The organism is Rhizobium bangladeshense (assembly GCF_017357245.1).
In the GTDB taxonomy this organism is placed as follows: domain Bacteria; phylum Pseudomonadota; class Alphaproteobacteria; order Rhizobiales; family Rhizobiaceae; genus Rhizobium; species Rhizobium bangladeshense.
Genome location: NZ_CP071612.1, coordinates 846,517 through 864,963 on the forward strand (window position 1 = coordinate 846,517; position 18,447 = coordinate 864,963).

Below are 18,447 nucleotides of genomic sequence, written 5' to 3' on the forward strand. Positions count from 1 at the left end.
CCGTGATCACAGGCTCACGAATTCTTCTCTTCCTTTTCCCGGCAAAAACGCCTATGAACCGGCGCTATGACGAAATTTCGGCTGGCGATCACGATGCGAATTATCGGCCCGGCCTTCCGCGCGCGCTAAGCGGCCGGGAGGTCCGGGTTTTCGGCGCTTGGACACGAGCGCTTCCGTCACCAGCTTTTTCACGCACGTAGCGCCCCTTCCTGGGCCGCCAGAAACGATTGTCCCGATATGACCGACACAGCCGAAAAGATCGATTACTCGAAGACCCTCTATTTGCCCGAAACCGATTTCCCGATGCGCGCCGGCCTGCCGCAGAAGGAGCCGGAGCTCGTCAAGCGCTGGCAGGAGATGGACCTCTACAAGAAACTGCGCGCCTCTGCCGCCGGCCGCGAAAAATTCGTCCTGCATGACGGCCCACCCTATGCCAATGGCAACATCCATATCGGCCATGCGCTGAACAAGATCCTCAAGGACGTCATCAACCGTTCGTTCCAGATGCGCGGCTATGACGCCAACTACGTGCCGGGCTGGGATTGCCACGGCCTGCCGATCGAATGGAAGATCGAGGAGGAGAACTACCGCGCCAAGGGCAAGGCCAAGCCCGACCTGACCGAGCCGGCGGCGATGATCGAGTTCCGCCGCGAGTGCCGCGCTTATGCCGAAAAGTGGATCAAGGTCCAGGGTGACGAGTTCCAGCGCCTCGGCATCGTCGGTGACTTCGAAAACCCGTATCTGACGATGAACTTCCACGCGGAAAGCCGCATTGCCGGTGAACTCTTGAAGATCGCCGCAAGCGGTCAGCTCTACCGCGGCTCAAAGCCGATCATGTGGTCGGTCGTCGAGCGCACTGCGCTGGCCGAAGCCGAGGTCGAGTATCACGACTATGAGAGCGACACGATCTGGGTGAAATTTCCGGTCGAGAAGGCTCCCGATGGCGTCAAGGATGCCTTCATCGTCATCTGGACGACCACGCCCTGGACGATCCCCGGTAACCGGGCGATCGCCTATTCCTCACGTGTTGCCTACGGCCTTTACGAGGTCACGGCTGCCGAGAACGATTTCGGCCCGCGTCCGGGTGAGAAGCTGATCTTCGCCGACAAGCTGGCTGAGGAATCCTTTGCCAAGGCGAAGCTGCAGTACAAGCGTCTTTCGGATGTCACGGCTGCCGATCTTGCCGCCATCACCTGCGCCCATCCGCTCAAGGGTCTAGACGGCGGCTACCAATTCGCCGTGCCGCTGCTCGACGGCGACCATGTCACCGACGATGCCGGTACCGGCTTCGTGCACACGGCACCCAGCCACGGCCGCGAAGACTTCGACGTCTGGATGGCGCATGCCCGTGAAATCGAGGCGCGCGGCATCGAGACCAAGATCCCGTTCCCGGTCGACGACGGCGGCTTCTACACATCCGATGCTCCCGGCCTGGAAGGCGCGCGGGTCATCGACGACAACGGCAAGAAGGGCGATGCCAATGATCGCGTCATCAAGGCGCTGATCGAGCGCAATGCGCTCTTTGCCCGCGGCCGCCTTAAACATCAGTATCCGCATTCCTGGCGCTCGAAGAAGCCGGTGATCTTCCGCAACACGCCGCAGTGGTTCGTCTATATGGACAAGACGCTGCCGGATGGAACGACGCTGCGCAGCCGGGCCCTCGGCGCGATCGACGACACCCGTTTCGTGCCGGCGGCCGGCCAGAACCGTCTGCGTGCGATGATCGAGCAGCGCCCGGACTGGGTTCTTTCCCGTCAAAGAGCGTGGGGCGTGCCGATCTGCGTCTTCGTGAATGAGCAGGGCGAAGTCCTGAAGGACGAGGCCGTTAACCAGCGCATCCTCAATGCCTTCGATGTCGAGGGCGCCGACGCCTGGTTTGCCGAAGGCGCCAAGGAGCGCTTCTTGGGCAACGAGCATGATCCGGCCAAGTGGACGCAGGTCATGGATATCCTCGACGTCTGGTTCGACTCGGGCTCGACGCACACCTTCACGCTGGAAGACCGCCCCGATCTGAAATGGCCGGCCGATCTCTATCTCGAAGGATCCGACCAGCATCGCGGCTGGTTCCATTCCTCGCTGCTGGAATCGGCTGCCACCCGCGGCCGCGCCCCTTACGACGCCGTTCTCACCCATGGTTTTACCATGGACGAGAAGGGCGAGAAGATGTCGAAGTCGAAGGGCAACGTCACCTCGCCGCAGGAAGTGATGAAGGACGCTGGCGCCGACATCCTGCGTCTCTGGGTCATGACCTCTGACTATGCCGATGATCTGCGCGTCGGTAAGACGATCATCCAGACCAATGTCGACGCCTATCGCAAGCTGCGCAACACCATCCGCTGGATGCTCGGAACTCTGGCCCACGACAACGGCGAGGTCATCGCGCTAACCGATCTGCCGGAGCTGGAGCAGCTGATGCTGCACCGTCTCTCCGAGCTCGACCGGCTCGTGCGCGAGAACTATGACGCCTTCGACTTCAAGAAGATCGCCCGCGCCTTGATCGACTTCGCCAATGTCGAGCTCTCGGCTTTCTACTTCGACGTGCGCAAGGATGCGCTCTATTGCGATGCGCCCTCCAGCCTTCGCCGCCGCTCGGCGCTTTACGTCATCCGCATGATCTTCGATTGCGTGGTGACCTGGCTTGCGCCAATGCTGCCCTTCACGACGGAAGAGGCGTGGCTTTCGCGCAATCCCTCGGCCGTCTCGGTACATCTGGAGCAGTTTGCTCCGGTCGCGAAGGAATGGCGCAACGATGCGCTGGCCGAAAAGTGGAGGAAGATCCGCGCAATCCGCAGCGTCGTGACCGGCGCGCTCGAAATCGAGCGCAAGGACAAGCGCATCGGTTCCTCGCTCGAGGCAGCTCCCGTCGTGCATGTCGCCGATGCTGAGCTTCGCAAGGCGCTCGAAGGTCAGGATTTCAGCGAAGTCTGCATCACCTCTGATATCACGATCAAGGCGGATGCCGGCCCGGCCGACGCCTTCCGCTTGGCCGAGGTGCCTGACGTCGCCGTCGTGCCGACGCTTGCCGAAGGCGTCAAATGCGCTCGTTCCTGGCGCATCACGACCGATGTCGGTTCCGATCCGGATTATCCCGACGTGTCGGCGCGGGACGCTGCCGCCTTGCGCGAACTCGGCATCCGCGCCTGAAGATATTTGCCGGGTGAATTGCCTTTGCGGCGTTCATCCGGTAAAAGCTGCCTGAAAATGGCCGGATTTTTGCGTCAGGGGGACGGTTGTCCGGTAGGGCGACGATTGCACCGGTGGCTGGAAGGGTTTTCATGTTCGCAACGCATTGGTTCCGTGTAGGCGCCTGCCTGTCTGTTGTCATGGCGGGATGCTCCCTGATGTCCGGCTGCGCCAGCAGCCCGACCTACGGCACCGACAAGACCGCCATGGAGCAGTTGACCGACGATCTCGGCCAGTCCGTATCGTTGACCGGACCGGAACCGAAGAACAAGGGCGTCAAATATACGCCGCGTCCGACGCTGGTGCTGCCGGCCCAGGGGCAGCGCGAGACCCTCGTCGCGCCACAGCCGACGGTGGCCAACAAGGACAATCCGCAATGGCTTGAATCGCCGGAGGAGACCCGCGCTCGCCTCGTTTCCGAGGCTGACGCCAATTCGGACAATCCGAATTATCGCTCGCCGCTGGCGAGCTCGGCCATTGAAGGCGGCCGGCGTACGACCGAAGCCCAGACCCAGGCCTATCGCGAGGCCCGCGCTCTGCAGAAGGGCTCCTATATCGATCAGCGCCGCTACATTTCCGACCCGCCGCCCGGTTACCGCACCGTCGACGATCCGGCAAAGCTCGAGGACCTCGGCGAGCCCGAGCTCAAGAAGCAGAAGAAGCGCAAGAAGGATGCGGCGATCGCCAATTCCGGCAAGCAGTGGTGGAACTTCCTGCAGTAGCTTATCTCGGATGTAGGCGTTGTCCGGTTGCTTCAAATGTCGTGTGACATGCCGCCATCGCTGGCCAGACCCTCATCCGCTTGCCGGCACCTTTTCCCCGTAAACGCGGCGAAGGGAGTATGCCGCACCCTCTCCGTTAACCGTTAACCTTTCGCAGGGCGCATGCCCTCACCCCGTTGACGGGGAGAGGGCTAGGGTGAGGGGAGAACTACAGGCCCGAACCCGACAGCCGTGGCGCGTGCGGTTACGGCGGATCCCTCCGTTCCGCAAAGAATCTCCGCAATATCTCGGCCGACTGGACCTCGTTGATGCCGGAATAGACCTCCGGTGCGTGGTGGCAGGTCGGTTGCGCATAGAATCGCACGCCATGATCAACGGCGCCGCCTTTCGGATCCTCGGCCCCGTAATAGAGCCTTCGGATACGCGCAAACGAGATGGCTGCTGCGCACATGGTGCAAGGCTCCAGCGTCACATAGAGGTCGGCGCCGACAAGGCGCTCCTGCCCAAGCGCCTCGCAGGCGAGACGGATTGCGGCGATTTCGGCGTGCGCAGTGACGTCTTTGCGCTCCCGCGTGCGGTTTCCCGAGCGTGAAACGGCAATATCGTCGACAACGACCACCGCGCCGATCGGCACCTCGCCGCGTTCTCCGGCGGCGCGCGCTTCTTCAAGCGCCATCTCCATGAAACGATTTGTCTTCACGATCGCAAGAATTTCCACTTAACCGCAGATGCGTGACCTGATAGACAGGCCCAAAAGGCAGGCAAACAGCAAATGACACTCAAAGACAAGCCAAAACGCCCGGGCGGCAAGCCCCTTTCACGGGATATCAGGCCGAAGGCCGGTCCGAAGGCGGGCGGCGCGAAGCCGGCGAAGGTTTCAGCCGCGCGCCCGGCAGCGGCTGAAACCGACAGCGAGACCAAGGCCGAACGCATTTCAAAGGTGATGGCGCGCGCAGGCGTTGCCTCCCGCCGGGACATCGAGCGCATGATCATGGAAGGCCGTGTGACGCTGAACGGCACGGTTCTCGAAACTCCCGTCGTCAACGTCACGCTGGCCGATCGCATCGAGGTGGACGGCGTGCCGATCCGCGGCATCGAGCGCACCAGGCTCTGGCTCTATCACAAGCCGGCGGGGCTGGTGACTACAAATGCCGATCCGGAAGGCCGTCCGACCGTCTTCGACAGCCTGCCGGAAGAACTGCCGCGCGTCATGTCGATCGGCCGTCTCGATATCAACACCGAAGGTCTGCTGCTGCTCACCAATGACGGCGGTCTCGCCCGCGCCCTCGAACTGCCGGCGACCGGCTGGCTGAGGCGCTATCGCGTCCGCGCTCATGGTGAGATCGATCAGGAGGCGCTCGACAAGCTGAGGGACGGCATCGCCGTCGACGGCGTGCTCTACGGCTCGATCGAGGCGACGCTCGACCGGACTCAAGGCTCGAACGTCTGGATCACCATGGGCCTTCGCGAAGGCAAGAACCGTGAAATCAAGAACGTGCTCGGCGCCCTCGGCCTCGACGTCAACCGTCTGATCCGTATCTCCTATGGGCCGTTCCAGCTCGGCGACTTGCCCGAAGGCCATGTCGTCGAGGTGCGCGGCCGCACATTGCGTGACCAGCTCGGCCCGCGCCTGATCGAGGAAGCCAAGGCGAATTTCGAGGCGCCGATCTACAACGCACCGCCTGTCGCCGCCGAGGAAGAGGAAGAAGTCGCGGCGCCGGAAAAGCGCGAACGGCCGCGTCGCCAGGAGGACAAGCGCGAACGAGCGCTAAGCCGCCTCGACACCAAACGTGACGACCGCCACGGCGGGCGCAGAGACGACGATCGCCGCGACGGCGGCCGCAGGGACGACGACAAGCCGAAGCGTCCGCAGCCGCTCGGTCAGCGCCGCAGCACCAATGTCTGGATGGCGCCGGGCGCCCGGCCGCTCGGCGAAAAGGCGGCTGCCAAGGCCGCCAAGAATGCGCAGACCGCGCGCCGGCGCGGCGAGCAGCCGGCGGCAAAGAACAATGCTTTCGATCGCATCGAGGATCGTCCGCGCACGCCGATCAACCGCGTGCGCGAAGAGGACGGCGAATGGATCCGCTCTAGCGAGCAGCCTCGCCGCAAGGATGAGGACGAAGGCTTTGGCCGCAAGCGCGGCTTCGGTGACCGTCCTGCTCGCGAAGACCGCGGTTTCGGCGATCGTCCTTCGCGCGGCGACCGGCCTTTTGGCGACAAGCCGCGTGGTGATCGCAAGCCGCGTGCCGATGGTGATGAGCGTCCTCGCGCCGCCAGAGCTTCCACCGGCGAGGGCCGGTCTGAGCGTCCGCGCAGCGAACGCCCCTTCGGCGATCGTCCGTCGCGTGGCGATCGAACTTTCGCCGGCAAGCCGCGTGGCGATCGAAAGCCGCGCGAGGAGGGTGACGAGCGCCCGCGGGCAGCCAGAAGCTTTGCCGGCGAGGGCCGCTCCGAGCGTCCGCGCGGAGAGAGGTCCTTCGGAGACAAGCCTTCGAGTGACAAGCCCCGCGGCAAGAGCTTTGCCGGCAAGCCCGGCGGCCCCAAGAAATTTTCCGGCAAGCCGAAGAGTGGCAAGCCGGGCGGTGACAGGCCGGGCGGTGACAGGCCTGCGGGCGGCCCGTCCCGAGGTGGTGCTAGAGGAAAGGGAATGGCGCGCGGTGCGGATCGTCGGCGGTGAGTTTCGCGGACGGTCTCTCGCCGTGCCGAAATCCAACGAGATCCGGCCGACTGCCGACCGGACGCGCGAGAGCCTGTTCAACATCCTGAGCCATGCCTATCCGGAATGCGTCGACGGCACCCGGATCCTCGATCTTTTCGCCGGAACCGGCGCCGTCGGCCTCGAAGCTGTCTCGCGCGGCTGTCGCCACGCGCTCTTCGTCGAAAACAGCGTCGAGGGCCGGGCGCTGCTCTGGGAGAATATCGATGCGCTCGGCCTGCACGGCCGCACCCGCATCCTGCGCCGGGATGCGACCGATCTCGGCAGCGTCGGCAACCTTGAGCCTTTCGATGTGCTCTTTGCCGACCCCCCTTATGGCAAGGGTCTCGGCGAGAAGGCGATGGCGGCGGCAGCCGAAGGCGGCTGGCTGCGGCCGGGCGCCATGGCGGTGCTCGAAGAACGCGCCGACATTGTCGTTTCGGTCCACCCTTCCTATGTTTTCCTCGAAAGCCGCATCTTTGGCGATACGAGGGTGCATTTCTTCCGGTATCAGCCGCAATAAGCGGGGGCGGGGCGTGCAGCAGGCAGAGATCATCAGTCCGAAACTGCCTGCGATCAGCGATTTGCCGACAGTCGCGGTCGCCTTCGGTGGCGGCGGCGCACGCGGCCTTTCTCATATTCATATCATCGAAACCCTCGACGAACTCGGCATCCGCCCGGTGGCGATTGCAGGTTCGTCGATCGGCGCCATCATGGGGGCCGGCATGGCCGCCGGTATGTCCGGCGCTGAAATCCGCGAACATGCGCTGGCCACCGTCGGCAATAAGACGGCCGTTGTGGCCCGCATCTGGGGCCTGAGGCCGACCACCGTGCGCGATGCGGTGGCCAAAGGCATCCGCATTGGCCAGTTCAATCTGGAGCGAATCCTGAAAGCCTTCCTGCCGTCAGAGCTGCCGGCCCGATTTGACGATCTGCTGGTGCCGATGAAGGTCATCACGACGGACTATTATGGGCAGAACCAGGTCATCATCGAAGCGGGCGAGCTCTTTCCTGCACTGGCCGCTTCTTCCTCCATTCCAGCCGTTTTCATGCCGGTGCGCCTGCATGGCCGCGTGATGATCGATGGTGGCATCAGCAATCCGGTCCCCTATGAATGCCTGATGGATCTGGCTGACATCGTCATCGGCATCGATGTCGTCGGCGCGCCGGAAGGCGACGGCACTCATATCCCGAACCGCATGGAGAGCATCTTCGGGTCCGGCCAGCTGATGATGCAGACGGCGATCTCCCTAAAGCTGAAGCTTTGCCAGCCGCACATTTTTCTGCGCCCGACGGTCGGCCGCACCGGTGTCATGGATTTCCTCAAGGCCCGCGAAGTGCTGGCCATGTCCGTCGGCGTCAAGGACGACCTGAAATTCGCCCTCGACCGCGAAATCGAGGCGCGGCTGAAGCGCTAAAGCAGAATGCCTGAGGGTGTGAGCTCACGGCCCGTGACCCTCATGGCCGCCGGCCGCGCCGGTCGATGCGTCGTTCAGCATGACTGTACCCTCGAAGCTTGAGAAGAGCGCGAGCGCGGACGAATCGAGGCCGGCCTCGGCATTCTCCAGCTTGCCAGCCAGGGCGGCGGCGTCATCGGCCGGGAGCCCAAGTTTTTCCAGCGTCCCGGCATCCTTCAAACTGTCGCCGCTGCAGAGATAGGCGCTCCAGCCATGATGCGTCTTCTTCATGAGGACGCGTCCGCCCCGTCCGTCCTGTCGCCACCCGACGATCGCCCAACCGGCCTGAACGACGACCGGGTTGATATCGAGCGGCTTGTCCGGTCTTTCGAACATCATCTTCAGCCCTGCCGGTATCACCTGTTGCGGATCGTCGTCTGCAGATGCCACGGATGCGAGCAGCAGGCCTGCAAGAATAGCGATGATCGTCTTCATCGGATGTCCTCCTCAGGCAAGAGCGCGTTTCAGCAGCGGCACGAACCGCACGACGATCTGGTCGAAGGCGATCATGACGAGAATGGCGAGCCCGCTCATCGGGAAAGCGACGCCAAAAAGCCCCGCAATCACCCACAGACCGTAATAGACCGAGCGCTTCGGCGGCATGGGTGGCACGCCGAGGCCGCCGGCCGGCCGCCGTTTCCACCACATGACGACGGCCGTCACCGAGCTTAGAATGATGGCGAGGCAGGTGGCGAGCATCAGCAGTTGGTTGAAAAGTCCCCATTCCTGTCCCTGGTGGACATTGATGCCCCACTCGATCGCCCTGCCAAGGAACGGATATTGATCGAAGGCAACATCGATCAAGGCTTTGCCGGAATACTGGTCGATATGGACGGTACGTTCGCCGGCAAGATCGTCCGGATAAACAGAGGCTGTATAGACGCCGGTCTCCTCCGAAGGGATCGCCACATCGAAGCCCCGCGTCATGCCGAGCCGTCTGGCGATCTCGACGGCTTTGTCGAGCCCGATCGGTCTTGCTGACTGCGCCGCGGCGATATCGGAAAGCGGAACCGGCGCCTTCTCGATGACCCAGCCGCTCTTCGGAAGAATGTCCTCGGCAACTTTGCGCGACTTCGGCACCGCGTCCCAGAGCTGGACCGGGTAGCCGAGGCCGTGCTCGGTCAGCCAGGCATTGGCGTTGGCGCCCCAATAGCCCGACCACGGCATCCCGGTGATCGCAAGGAAGAAGATCAGCATGCCTGCGAAAGCGCCGGTCACCGCATGAAGATCGCGCCAGAAAACGCGCCGGCCGGGTGTTCCCCGCACCGTTACGACGCCCCCAGTCTGGCGTCGCGGCCACCAGAGGTAAATGCCGGTGACGACGAGCACCATGGCGAAGCCGCCGGCAATTTCCGTCAGCCGGTTCGCAATGCTGCCGAAATAGGCGAGGCTGTGGATGCGCTTGACCACATAGTTGAACTCGTCGGTCGATTTGATGACATCGAGCACCTTGCCGTCATAAGGATTGACGAAAACCAGCGTCGAGCCCGTACTGCCGGACAGCGTGACGATGGCCGACCGATCGGCCCGAGCCGGATCCTTATAGGATGTCGCCTTTGCGTCAGGCACGGCCGATGCGGCGATTTCTGCGATCCGCTCGGCGGACAGCGCCTTGCCGGTCGGCTGGACGGTGTAACGATAGCCGAAGAAGGTGCTGTTGATCTCATCCTTGAAAAGATAGAGCGATCCGGTAACGGCGAGATTGAGCATGAAAGGTATGACCAGAAGCCCGGCGAAGAAATGCCAGCGCCAGATGGCGCGGTAGAGCGAAACGCCGCTTGCGGCGCCCTCTACCGCTGCGGCAGCGGAAATAGTTGACATCAGAATGGGTCCGTATCCACGGCCGATGCCATGCAGCTCGGCCGGCGTTGAAAGGCGCGTCACGGCGCCCGCCGCAACACGAAGTTCAGGCAAGGATCGGATCGGAGGGAGGCGCGCGGGGACGGGTATTGGGCGGGAAAGGCCGGCGCCGGAAGCTCTCTGCCCGACGCGGCAATTCGACCGCGGCCGCAAAGACTATGGGAGCGCCGGCGACATCAGCCAGCGCCGGCATCAGGACCGAGGCGCTGATCCGGCAGGCCTCGCAGCCATGCGAATGAATTTTGTCTTGCCGGCCCTGATCGGACGTGTCGCTGACGGTGACGCAAAGCGTCGGCAGCGTCCCATCAGGAAGCACATGTTGGGCAAGGCCCGCCGGACCGGGATCGCCGGCGATGGCAGGAGGCTGATGGGCGAATCCGACGAGAACGAGCGTGAGCGCGCACAGGATGCGCAGCGCCCATTCTTCGATGTATCTCACCCGTCTGATCACCATGCTCTCTCCAGCCGCCCGTCTGATAGACGCTCGCAGGCCCGGGTTCAATGCGTCAATTTCGCAAGACGATCAGCCGCGGTCAGGCGTCCGCCGTCGCCTCCGCGGTGCCGGCCAGCGGATCGTCCCCGAAGGGATCGGCGGCCCGCTTAGGCTTGACCAGCGGTTCGGGACGGACAGGGTGGGCAAACAGCATATCGCGACCGGCTTGCAGCCCTTCGGAAACCTGCAGCGCCAGCCGCGCCTCGTCGCGCTTGCGGATATCCTCGCCGATGTCAAAGGCGTCGATTTCGGAGACGCCGAGCGCTTCCAGCGTTCGCCGTCCGAACAGCAGCCCGGATTCCAGCGTTTCGCGTAGCTCATAATCAACGCCCTTGTTGCGCAGTTCGATCGAATGGAGGCGGTCGTAGGAGCGCACATAAAGGCGGGTATGCGGATAATCCGCCTGTACCAGTTCCACCACCTTGTCGGTGATCTCCTTCTTCTGGGTGCAGACGAGCACGATTTTCGCCCGGTCGATCCCCGCCGAGCGCAGCACATCCTTTCGGGTGCCGTCGCCGAAATAGATGCGGAAGCCGAAGGAGGAGGCTTGGCGGATGCGGTCGGCGGAGAAATCGATGACGGTGACGCTGCGCCCGCCGGCAAGCAGGATCTGGGCGGCGATCTGGCCGAAACGCGAGAAGCCGATCATCAGCACGTCGGCGCCGGCGCCTTCGAAATCCTCGTCCAGTTCCTCCTGTTCATCGCCGTTGAGCAGCCGCTTCGACAGCGCCGCGCCGATCGGCGTCAGCGCCATGGACAGCGTGACGATCGCCACCAGCAGCGATGCAGTGCTCGTCGACATCAGCCCGGCCGCACCTGCGGTGGTGAACAGCACGAAACCGAATTCGCCGCCCTGCGGCAGCAGAAAGGCGATCCGGATCGCGTCATTGTGCGCAGAGCCCGATATCCGGCAGAGCCCATAGATGATGATCGCCTTGACGGCCATGACGATCGGCACTGCGACGATGACGAAGAGCGCATTGTCGAGAAGAACGCCGAGCTCCAGCGACAGGCCGACGGCTATGAAGAAGATGGCGAGCAGCACGCCGCGGAAAGGCTCGATATCGGCCTCCAGTTCGTGCCGGTAGGAGGATTCGGCGAGCATCACGCCGGACAGGAAAGCGCCCATCGCCATCGAAAGCCCGGCAAGCTGCATGAGGCTTGCCGATCCCATGACGACGAAAAGAGCTGCCGCGATCATCGCCTCGCGCGCGCCGGTACGGGCAATGACCTGGAAGAGCGGCGTCAGCAGATAGCGTCCCATGACGATCATCGCCGCCACCGCGCCGATGGCGATGGCGAAATCGGAAAGCGGCGCGTTACTGCCCTCGCCGCTGCCGTCGAGAACGGTGATCAGCGCGAGCAGCGGCACGATCGCCAGGTCCTGGAACAGGAGCATTGAGAAGGAACGCTGCCCGTATCTCGTATTGACGTCACCGTCGCCTTCGAGGATCTGCATGGCGAAGGCCGTCGAAGACAACGCCAGGCCGAAGCCGGCGACGATGCTGCCGCGCCAATCGAGGACTTCAGAAAACCAGGCGAGCAGGGTCAGCACCAGCCCTGTCGCCATCACTTGCGCCGTGCCGAGGCCGAAGATGTCGCGCCGCATCTGCCAGAGGCGGCTTGGCTTCAGCTCCAGGCCGATGATGAAGAGCAGGAAGACGACGCCCAGCTCGGCGACGGCAAGGATCTGTTCGCCGTCGGTAATGCCGTGGAAGACCGGGCCGATGACGATGCCGGCGGCGAGGTAGCCGAGCACCGTGCCAAGCCCGAGCTTCTTGAAGATCGGAGCGGCGACCACCGCGCCGCCGAGCAGCAGGATCGTTTCGGAAAAAAGGTCGTTGGGCGCTGACATGCTGGCAATTTCTTTCGATGGCGGGAAACATCCGGCTGCCCTCACAAAGAATCGGCGGCGGCGGCCTTGATGCCTGACAGAGTGCACAATAAATGGAAGCCGAAGGAAAGGCCAAATCATGTCCTCAGAAATCGATTCCTCGACACTTCTTTCCCGCGCAACTCAATTGATCGATCTGGCAAGGAAGGCAGGGGCCGACGCCGCCGACGCCGTCGTCGTGCGCTCTCGCTCGCAATCGGTCAGCGTTCGGCTCGGCAAGGTCGAGGGAACGGAATCCTCCGAAAGCGACGATTTTTCGTTGCGCGTCTTTATCGGCAAGCGCGTCGCCAGCGTTTCGGCCAATCCGGGCTTCGACCTGCAGGCGCTTGCCGAACGTGCCGTCGCCATGGCCAAGGTTTCTCCGGAAGACCCTTTCGCGTGCCTTGCGGACGAGGCGGGCCTTGCGAAGTCCTACCCTGACCTGCAACTGTTCGATGCCACGGAAGTCTCCTCGGAAATGCTGCGCGAGGCGGCTCTTGCCGCCGAGACGGCTGCACTTGCCGTCAATGGCGTCACCAATTCCTCCGGCGCCGGCGCGTCGGCCGGCATGGGCGGCCTCGTTCTTGCCACTTCGCATGGTTTCGAAGGCAGCTACATGGCCTCCCGTTTCGGCAACTCCGTCAGCGTCATCGCAGGTGAAGGCACCGGCATGGAGCGTGACTATGACTTCGACAGCCGGCTCTATTACGCCGAGCTCGACAACCCCTCCGAAATCGGCCGCCGTGCCGGCGAACGGGTGGTCAAGCGCATCAATCCGCGCCAGGTGCCCACGGGCAAGAACGTCACCGTCGTCTTCGATCCGCGTGTCGCCCGCGGCTTCGTCGGCCATATCGCCGGTGCGATCAACGGTGCCGCCGTCGCCCGAAAGACCAGCTTCCTGCGTGACAGAATGGGTCAGCAGGTGCTGAAGTCGGGCTTGTCGATCACCGACGACCCGCTGGTCGTGCGCGGGCCTTCCTCGCGTCCCTTCGACGGGGAGGGCGTATCAGGCGAACGGCTCGTCATGATCGAAGACGGTGTCCTGAAGCACTGGTTCCTCTCGACTTCGACCGCCCGCGAACTCGGCCTCCAGACCAATGGCCGCGGCGTGCGCGGCGGTAGCGCCGTCACGCCGGCTTCCACCAACCTTGCCCTTGAACCAGGCGACATCTCGCCGGAGGAACTGGTCCGCAGCGTCGGCAACGGTTTTTACGTCACCGAACTGATCGGCCACGGGGTCAACATGATCACCGGCGAATACAGCCGCGGCGCCACCGGCTTCTGGATCGAGAACGGCGAACTCGCTTTCCCGGTGTCCGAGGTGACGATCGCCTCGAACCTCAAGGATATGTTCATGCGCCTGACGCCGGCAAATGACATCGACCGCAAGTTCGGCGTCGCGGCTCCGACCTTCGCGATCGAAGGCATGACGCTCGCCGGCCAGTGAAAAAAACGGGCAGCAGGAAATGGATTGACGGGATGAGCGATAGGGAAAAGCTCCGCTGGCAGAGCGATCTCGCCTTGATCGCCGATGCTGCGAAGGAGGCCGGTGCGGTCGCCTACGGCTTCTTCAACCAGTCTCCCGAAGTCTGGTGGAAGAACGGCGACCGGTCTCCGGTCAGCGCCGCCGATTTCGCCGCCAACAAGACGCTTGAAACGATCTTGCGCAAGGCGCGGCCTGATTATGGCTGGCTGTCCGAGGAAACCGAGGACGATGCCGGCCGCCTCTCGCGCGAGACGCTGTTCATCGTCGATCCGATCGACGGCACCCGCGCCTTCCTTGGCGGGCAGAAGGTCTGGTGCGTCAGCGTCGCGGTCGTGCATCGCGGCCGTCCCGTCGCCGGCGTGCTTTATGCGCCGGCGCTCGAAGAGTTCTACGAGGCCGTCGATGGCGGCGTGGCGCTGAAGAACGGCATGCCCTTCACCGTTTCCGCCGCCGGGCCGGACGAATTGAGCCGGCTCGCCATCGGTGAGGACCTGTTGAAGACATTTCCGCCGGCGTTCCGTAACCGCGTCAGACGCGAGAAATATGTTCCCTCGCTTGCCTATCGTATCGCCATGGTGGCGGACGGCCGTCTCGAAGGCACCTTCGTCAAGGGCAATTCGCACGACTGGGACCTTGCCGCCGCCGATCTCGTTCTGGCCTGCGCCGGCGGCGGCCTCGTCGACCTCGAAGGCAAGCCGATCGTCTACAACAGGGCCGACGTCACCCACAAGGTCCTCTGTGCCGCACCGGCGCCCCGCATCGATGAGTTCCTCACGGCCTTTGGCGGGCGACGAGACGGTTGACGTTTCCGTCAAAATCCCGCAGATGAGGTGACGGGGGAACTAGGCAGAAAGAGAACAAGAAAATGACTGACTCCAGCGACAAGAAGCAGCTTTTGCACCTGGTTTTCGGCGGCGAACTGGAAAGCCTCGATGACGTCCAGTTCCGTGATCTGAACGGCCTCGATATCGTCGGCATTTTTCCCGATTATGCAACGGCGCTCACGGCCTGGAAGGCGAAGGCGCAGCAGACGGTCGACAATGCGCATATGCGCTATTTCATCGTCCATATGCACCGTCTGCTCGATCCGCAGGAAAAGGCCAGGGGCAACTGACCGCGGCAGCAGCCGCCAGCGAGTGGGCCGTCGATCCGGATCGTTTGACGCATTCTGAACAAATTGATCGGCCATTCCGGCCGCAACGATAATTAGGGAATGGGTTTGATGTCGATCGTCTTGGGTCGAAGGCTGGCGCGATGAGCTCTCGGATGGCGCGGCTCGGTCTGAGCACATACCGTCTGGCGGGAACCATCGCCTCTCCGGTCGTCGGTCTCTATCTCACCTACCGCACCGCCAAGGGCAAGGAAGACCGTGCGCGCCGCCTGGAACGCTTCGGCTATCCGAGCGCCAACCGGCCGCAGGGCCCGCTCGTCTGGTTTCATGCCGCAAGTGTGGGCGAAACCAATGCCGTCATCCCGCTGATCCGCGAAATCCGCCGCCGAGATATCCATGTCGTACTGACAACCGGCACTATCACCTCCGCCAGGCTCGCCGCCGAGCGCCTCGGCCAGGAGGCGATCCATCAATATGTGCCGCTCGACCTGAAACCATCCGTCAGCCGCTTCCTCGATTATTGGCAGCCCGATTGCGCCATCATCGCCGAATCCGAGATCTGGCCGGCGACGGTGCTGGAGCTTGGCCATCGCCGCATCCCGCAGATCCTTGTCAATGCCCGAATGTCCGATCGCTCCTTTGCCCGTTGGCGCCGCCGACCGTCGATTGCGGAAGCGTTGTTCGAGAACCTCGCCCTCGTCATCGCTCAATCCGATGTCGATGCCGAACGTTTCCGCGATCTTGGTGCTGTCCCCGTCATCACCTCTGGCAATCTGAAGGTCGATACGGACGCACCGCCCTATGACAGCGCCGTCCTCGCCCGCTACAAAAAGCAGATCGGCGATCGCAAAACTTGGGCGGCGATCTCCACCTTTGATGGCGAGGAGAATGCCGCAGGCATCGTCCATCGCGCCCTGAAGGAGCGCGATCGTCAATTGACGATCATCGTACCGCGCCATCCCGAGCGCAGCGACGAGATCGAGGCGGCACTGGTCAAGCAGGGGCTGAAAGTCGCCCGCCGCACCCGCGATGACGTCCTCTCCGCGGATGTCGATATTTTCCTTGGCGACACGATCGGCGAAATGGGGCTTTATCTCCGTCTGACCGAAATCGCTTTCGTCGGCCGCTCGCTCTTCGCCGAGGGCGGTCAGAACCCGCTGGAGCCCGCCATGCTTGGCTGCGCCATTCTCTCCGGCGGCGCTGTGCAGAATTTTCGCGAGGCCTATCAGAAGCTCGCCCGCAGTGGCAGCGCCCGCATGGTGCGGGATACCGAAATGCTGGCCAAGGGCGTGCATTACCTGCTGACCAATGAGGAAGCCCGCCGCAAGATGATCGAGGCCGGTATCGCCTCCGTGCACGAGATGCGCGGTGCACTATCGGCAACGGTGAAGGGGCTCGAACCCTATATCAATCCGCTGACGGTCAAGGCACGTCTGTTGCCCAAGGCCGCGGCCCAGGTCTGAGGAGACGCGATGTCGGGCCCGGCCAATATCAAAGGCATCCTTTTCGACAAGGATGGCACGCTGCTCGACTATGATGAGAGCTGGCTGCCGGTCAATCGCGAGCTTGCCCGCATCGCCGCTGAGGGTGATCCGCTTCTGGCGGACCGGCTCCTGTCGGCCTGCGGTATGGATCCTGTTACCGGGCATATCGTTCCCGACAGCCTGCTTGCCGCTGGCAACACCCGTCAGATCGCCGAGGGCCTCGTCGCCGCCGGCTCGATGGTCGATATCGGGGCGTTGACGATCCGTCTCGACGACCTCTTCTCCGGCGCCGCTGAATTTTCCGTGCCGGTGACGGACCTTGCTGCCTTCTTCGCAAGGCTTCATCGGCGCGGTTTTAAGCTCGGCGTCGCATCCAGCGACAATGAACGCTCCATCCGCCAGACGGCGGAGCGCTTCGGTTTCGCCCGCTATGTCGATTATATCGCCGGCTATGACAGCGGCTTCGGCGTCAAGCCGGAGCCGGGCATGGTGCTCGGCTTTTGCGCCGCGACAGGCCTTTTGCCGTCCGAGGTCGCCATCGTCGGCGACAACAATCACGACCTGCACATGGGCCTGAATGCCGGAACGGGACTTAGGATCGCCGTGTTGACCGGAACCGGGTCACGCGATTCGCTTGCTGCCGCCGCCGATCATGTGCTCGACGACATCACTGCCATTGAGACGTTGCTGCCGGATCTGCAGCCAGCCTGATATGTAAGGACTTGCATTTTCACCGGTTTTGGCTTCTCAATCCGGCCGGTCGAGGCACGGAGCTGATCGTCGCAGGGCGGGCAGGGGAGCGGAACCGCAAAATGATATCCGAAGCGCCGCCGTTCTGGTGGAGGAAAGCCGATTGGCGGGCCTGGCTGCTGACGCCGCTTTCCTTTCTCTACGGCCGTGTCGCCGGCCATCGCATGGCCCATGCGCGCCGCGCCTCGGTTTCGGTTCCCGTCATCTGCGTCGGCAATTTCACCGTCGGCGGCGCCGGCAAGACGCCGACGGCGCTGACGCTCGCCCGCGCCGCCAAGGCGAAAGGCCTGAAACCGGGCTTTCTCAGCAGAGGTTATGGCGGCTCGCTCGACGTGACGACGGTGGTCGATCCCCATCATCACCGAGCGGTCGCCGTCGGCGATGAACCGCTCTTGCTCGCCCAAGAGGCGCTGACCGTGATTTCCCGCCGGCGGGTCGACGGCGCACGGCGCCTGGTGGCGGAAGGCGCCGACCTCATCATCATGGATGATGGTTTTCAGAGCGCCCGGCTGGCGATCGACTATGCCCTGCTCGTCATCGACGCGACGCGCGGCCTTGGCAACGGCCATATCGTTCCGGCCGGACCGGTCCGCGCGCCGATCCGTCAGCAACTGCGCTCGGCGACGGCGCTGCTGAAAGTCGGCGGTGGCAATGCTGCAGACGCGATCGTCCGCATGGCGGCGCGCGCAGCGAAGCCCTATTTTACCGCTTCGCTCAAGGTACGCGGCGACGACAGGCTTGCCGGCGTCAAGGTGCTCGCCTTCGCCGGTATCGCCGATCCTGCCAAATTTTTCCGCACCGTCGAATCGCGTGGCGCCGAGATCGCCGTCGCCAAGACCTTCGGCGACCACGAGCACCTGACCGAGGAGGAGATCGACGATATCCTGATGACCGCCGAGCGCCAGGACCTCCTGATCGTCACCACGTCGAAGGATTTCGTTCGCCTGTCCGGCCATCACGGCAAAGCGGAGCAGCTGGCGCAGAAGACCCGGGTGATCGAAGTCGACATGGTCTTTGAGGATCATCTCGCCCCAGGCCTGATCATCGACAGGGCAATCATTGCCTGCCGTGAGCGGCGCCTCAAGGAATTGAAAGCGCGTTAACGCCGCTGGTTCGGCAGCACGCCGGCGCGTTTATCAGCCTCGATCGCCGCGATCACGTCGGCATAGGGCTCCTGGCGGGCAACACTCCAGTAGCGCAGCTCGTCGAGCGGGATATTTTTGCCGGTCATCGCGCAGACGACATAGGAGCCGGGCGAGAGAATCTGGAAATCGCCGTCGAGATAGCGGATCTTCGCCTCACGGTTTCCGTGCCCTTCGAACAAGTTCATGCG

General features: G+C 63.4%; 17 protein-coding genes. 11 read left to right on the forward strand and 6 right to left on the reverse strand.

Annotated elements, in window-relative coordinates:
• Window positions 1–237 precede the first annotated feature (237 nt).
• Window positions 238–3,144 carry an isoleucine--tRNA ligase gene (gene ileS, locus J2J98_RS04075; protein ID WP_207602405.1) on the forward strand — a complete coding sequence of 969 codons (2,907 nt, stop codon included), beginning with the start codon at window positions 238–240 and terminating at the stop codon, window positions 3,142–3,144.
• Between the two features lie 131 nt (window positions 3,145–3,275).
• Window positions 3,276–3,905, forward strand: a complete 630-nt coding sequence (locus J2J98_RS04080) for a hypothetical protein (RefSeq protein ID WP_064706250.1) — start codon at window positions 3,276–3,278, stop codon at window positions 3,903–3,905.
• Between the two features lie 244 nt (window positions 3,906–4,149).
• Here the strand turns inward: J2J98_RS04080 and J2J98_RS04085 are convergent, their stop codons facing one another.
• Entirely contained in the window at window positions 4,150–4,587 is a 438-nt protein-coding gene (locus tag J2J98_RS04085; protein ID WP_207603075.1) for a nucleoside deaminase, read from the reverse strand.
• Between the two features lie 90 nt (window positions 4,588–4,677).
• Between J2J98_RS04085 and J2J98_RS04090 the strand changes: the two genes are divergently transcribed.
• Genes J2J98_RS04090 through J2J98_RS04100 form a run of 3 tightly spaced genes read left to right on the forward strand, consistent with a single transcriptional unit; the run spans window position 4,678 to window position 8,018 of the window.
• A complete protein-coding gene (locus J2J98_RS04090) occupies window positions 4,678–6,582 on the forward strand; it encodes a pseudouridine synthase (RefSeq protein ID WP_207602406.1) in 1,905 nt (634 codons plus the stop codon).
• Window positions 6,563–7,123, forward strand: coding sequence for a 16S rRNA (guanine(966)-N(2))-methyltransferase RsmD (gene rsmD / locus J2J98_RS04095; protein WP_207602407.1), 561 nt, complete (start codon window positions 6,563–6,565; stop codon window positions 7,121–7,123). The genes J2J98_RS04090 and rsmD overlap by 20 nt, the downstream gene beginning before the upstream one ends.
• A gap of 13 nt (window positions 7,124–7,136) precedes the next feature.
• Window positions 7,137–8,018, forward strand: a complete 882-nt coding sequence (locus J2J98_RS04100; protein ID WP_064706253.1) for a patatin-like phospholipase family protein — start codon at window positions 7,137–7,139, stop codon at window positions 8,016–8,018.
• Window positions 8,019–8,042: 24 nt separating this feature from the next.
• Here the strand turns inward: J2J98_RS04100 and J2J98_RS04105 are convergent, their stop codons facing one another.
• The 4 genes from J2J98_RS04105 to J2J98_RS04120 all read right to left on the reverse strand — a co-directional run bounded on the left by J2J98_RS04105 (window position 8,043) and on the right by J2J98_RS04120 (window position 12,265).
• Complete coding sequence (locus J2J98_RS04105; protein ID WP_207602408.1) at window positions 8,043–8,492, reverse strand: copper uptake system-associated protein; 450 nt, start codon at window positions 8,490–8,492, stop codon at window positions 8,043–8,045.
• Window positions 8,493–8,504: 12 nt separating this feature from the next.
• Window positions 8,505–9,878 carry a PepSY-associated TM helix domain-containing protein gene (locus J2J98_RS04110; protein WP_207602409.1) on the reverse strand — a complete coding sequence of 458 codons (1,374 nt, stop codon included), beginning with the start codon at window positions 9,876–9,878 and terminating at the stop codon, window positions 8,505–8,507.
• 85 nt (window positions 9,879–9,963) lie between these two features.
• Entirely contained in the window at window positions 9,964–10,368 is a 405-nt protein-coding gene (locus J2J98_RS04115; RefSeq protein ID WP_207603076.1) for a hypothetical protein, read from the reverse strand.
• Between the two features lie 82 nt (window positions 10,369–10,450).
• The gene (locus tag J2J98_RS04120) at window positions 10,451–12,265 is read right to left on the reverse strand and encodes a monovalent cation:proton antiporter-2 (CPA2) family protein (RefSeq protein WP_064706256.1); all 1,815 of its coding nucleotides are present in this window, start codon (window positions 12,263–12,265) and stop codon (window positions 10,451–10,453) included.
• Between the two features lie 118 nt (window positions 12,266–12,383).
• On the opposite strand from J2J98_RS04120, the gene J2J98_RS04125 reads away from it, so the two are divergent.
• The 6 genes from J2J98_RS04125 (at window position 12,384) to lpxK (ending at window position 18,217) form a co-directional block, all read left to right on the forward strand.
• Window positions 12,384–13,730: a TldD/PmbA family protein gene (locus J2J98_RS04125; RefSeq protein WP_138393842.1), complete on the forward strand. Its 1,347-nt coding sequence runs from the start codon at window positions 12,384–12,386 to the stop codon at window positions 13,728–13,730.
• 32 nt (window positions 13,731–13,762) lie between these two features.
• On the forward strand, window positions 13,763–14,572 hold the full coding sequence (locus J2J98_RS04130) for a 3'(2'),5'-bisphosphate nucleotidase CysQ (RefSeq protein ID WP_207602410.1): 810 nt from the start codon (window positions 13,763–13,765) through the stop codon (window positions 14,570–14,572).
• Between the two features lie 62 nt (window positions 14,573–14,634).
• A complete protein-coding gene (locus J2J98_RS04135; RefSeq protein ID WP_064706259.1) occupies window positions 14,635–14,883 on the forward strand; it encodes a DUF4170 domain-containing protein in 249 nt (82 codons plus the stop codon).
• Window positions 14,884–15,023: 140 nt separating this feature from the next.
• Complete coding sequence (waaA, locus tag J2J98_RS04140; RefSeq protein WP_064706260.1) at window positions 15,024–16,343, forward strand: lipid IV(A) 3-deoxy-D-manno-octulosonic acid transferase; 1,320 nt, start codon at window positions 15,024–15,026, stop codon at window positions 16,341–16,343.
• Between the two features lie 9 nt (window positions 16,344–16,352).
• Window positions 16,353–17,075: an HAD family hydrolase gene (locus J2J98_RS04145; protein WP_064706261.1), complete on the forward strand. Its 723-nt coding sequence runs from the start codon at window positions 16,353–16,355 to the stop codon at window positions 17,073–17,075.
• 101 nt (window positions 17,076–17,176) lie between these two features.
• On the forward strand, window positions 17,177–18,217 hold the full coding sequence (lpxK, locus tag J2J98_RS04150) for a tetraacyldisaccharide 4'-kinase (RefSeq protein ID WP_207602411.1): 1,041 nt from the start codon (window positions 17,177–17,179) through the stop codon (window positions 18,215–18,217).
• On the opposite strand, the gene J2J98_RS04155 is transcribed toward lpxK, so the two are convergent.
• On the reverse strand, window positions 18,214–18,444 hold the full coding sequence (locus J2J98_RS04155; protein ID WP_064706262.1) for a DUF2093 domain-containing protein: 231 nt from the start codon (window positions 18,442–18,444) through the stop codon (window positions 18,214–18,216). The two genes, lpxK and J2J98_RS04155, sit on opposite strands and share 4 nt — an antisense overlap.
• Between the last annotated feature and the right edge of the window lie 3 nt (window positions 18,445–18,447).

Excerpts from the sequence above, each read along its gene's own strand:
- ileS (WP_207602405.1), top strand. The coding sequence starts at position 238 with ATGACCGACACAGCCGAAAAGATCGATTACTCGAAGACCCTCTATTTG.
- J2J98_RS04080 (WP_064706250.1), top strand. The coding sequence starts at position 3,276 with ATGTTCGCAACGCATTGGTTCCGTGTAGGCGCCTGCCTGTCTGTTGTC.
- J2J98_RS04085 (WP_207603075.1), bottom strand. The coding sequence starts at position 4,587 with ATGGAGATGGCGCTTGAAGAAGCGCGCGCCGCCGGAGAACGCGGCGAG.
- J2J98_RS04090 (WP_207602406.1), top strand. The coding sequence starts at position 4,678 with ATGACACTCAAAGACAAGCCAAAACGCCCGGGCGGCAAGCCCCTTTCA.
- J2J98_RS04105 (WP_207602408.1), bottom strand. The coding sequence starts at position 8,492 with ATGAAGACGATCATCGCTATTCTTGCAGGCCTGCTGCTCGCATCCGTG.
- J2J98_RS04110 (WP_207602409.1), bottom strand. The coding sequence starts at position 9,878 with ATGTCAACTATTTCCGCTGCCGCAGCGGTAGAGGGCGCCGCAAGCGGC.
- J2J98_RS04120 (WP_064706256.1), bottom strand. The coding sequence starts at position 12,265 with ATGTCAGCGCCCAACGACCTTTTTTCCGAAACGATCCTGCTGCTCGGC.
- J2J98_RS04125 (WP_138393842.1), top strand. The coding sequence starts at position 12,384 with ATGTCCTCAGAAATCGATTCCTCGACACTTCTTTCCCGCGCAACTCAA.
- J2J98_RS04130 (WP_207602410.1), top strand. The coding sequence starts at position 13,763 with ATGAGCGATAGGGAAAAGCTCCGCTGGCAGAGCGATCTCGCCTTGATC.
- J2J98_RS04135 (WP_064706259.1), top strand. The coding sequence starts at position 14,635 with ATGACTGACTCCAGCGACAAGAAGCAGCTTTTGCACCTGGTTTTCGGC.
- waaA (WP_064706260.1), top strand. The coding sequence starts at position 15,024 with ATGAGCTCTCGGATGGCGCGGCTCGGTCTGAGCACATACCGTCTGGCG.
- J2J98_RS04145 (WP_064706261.1), top strand. The coding sequence starts at position 16,353 with ATGTCGGGCCCGGCCAATATCAAAGGCATCCTTTTCGACAAGGATGGC.
- lpxK (WP_207602411.1), top strand. The coding sequence starts at position 17,177 with ATGATATCCGAAGCGCCGCCGTTCTGGTGGAGGAAAGCCGATTGGCGG.
- J2J98_RS04155 (WP_064706262.1), bottom strand. The coding sequence starts at position 18,444 with ATGAACTTGTTCGAAGGGCACGGAAACCGTGAGGCGAAGATCCGCTAT.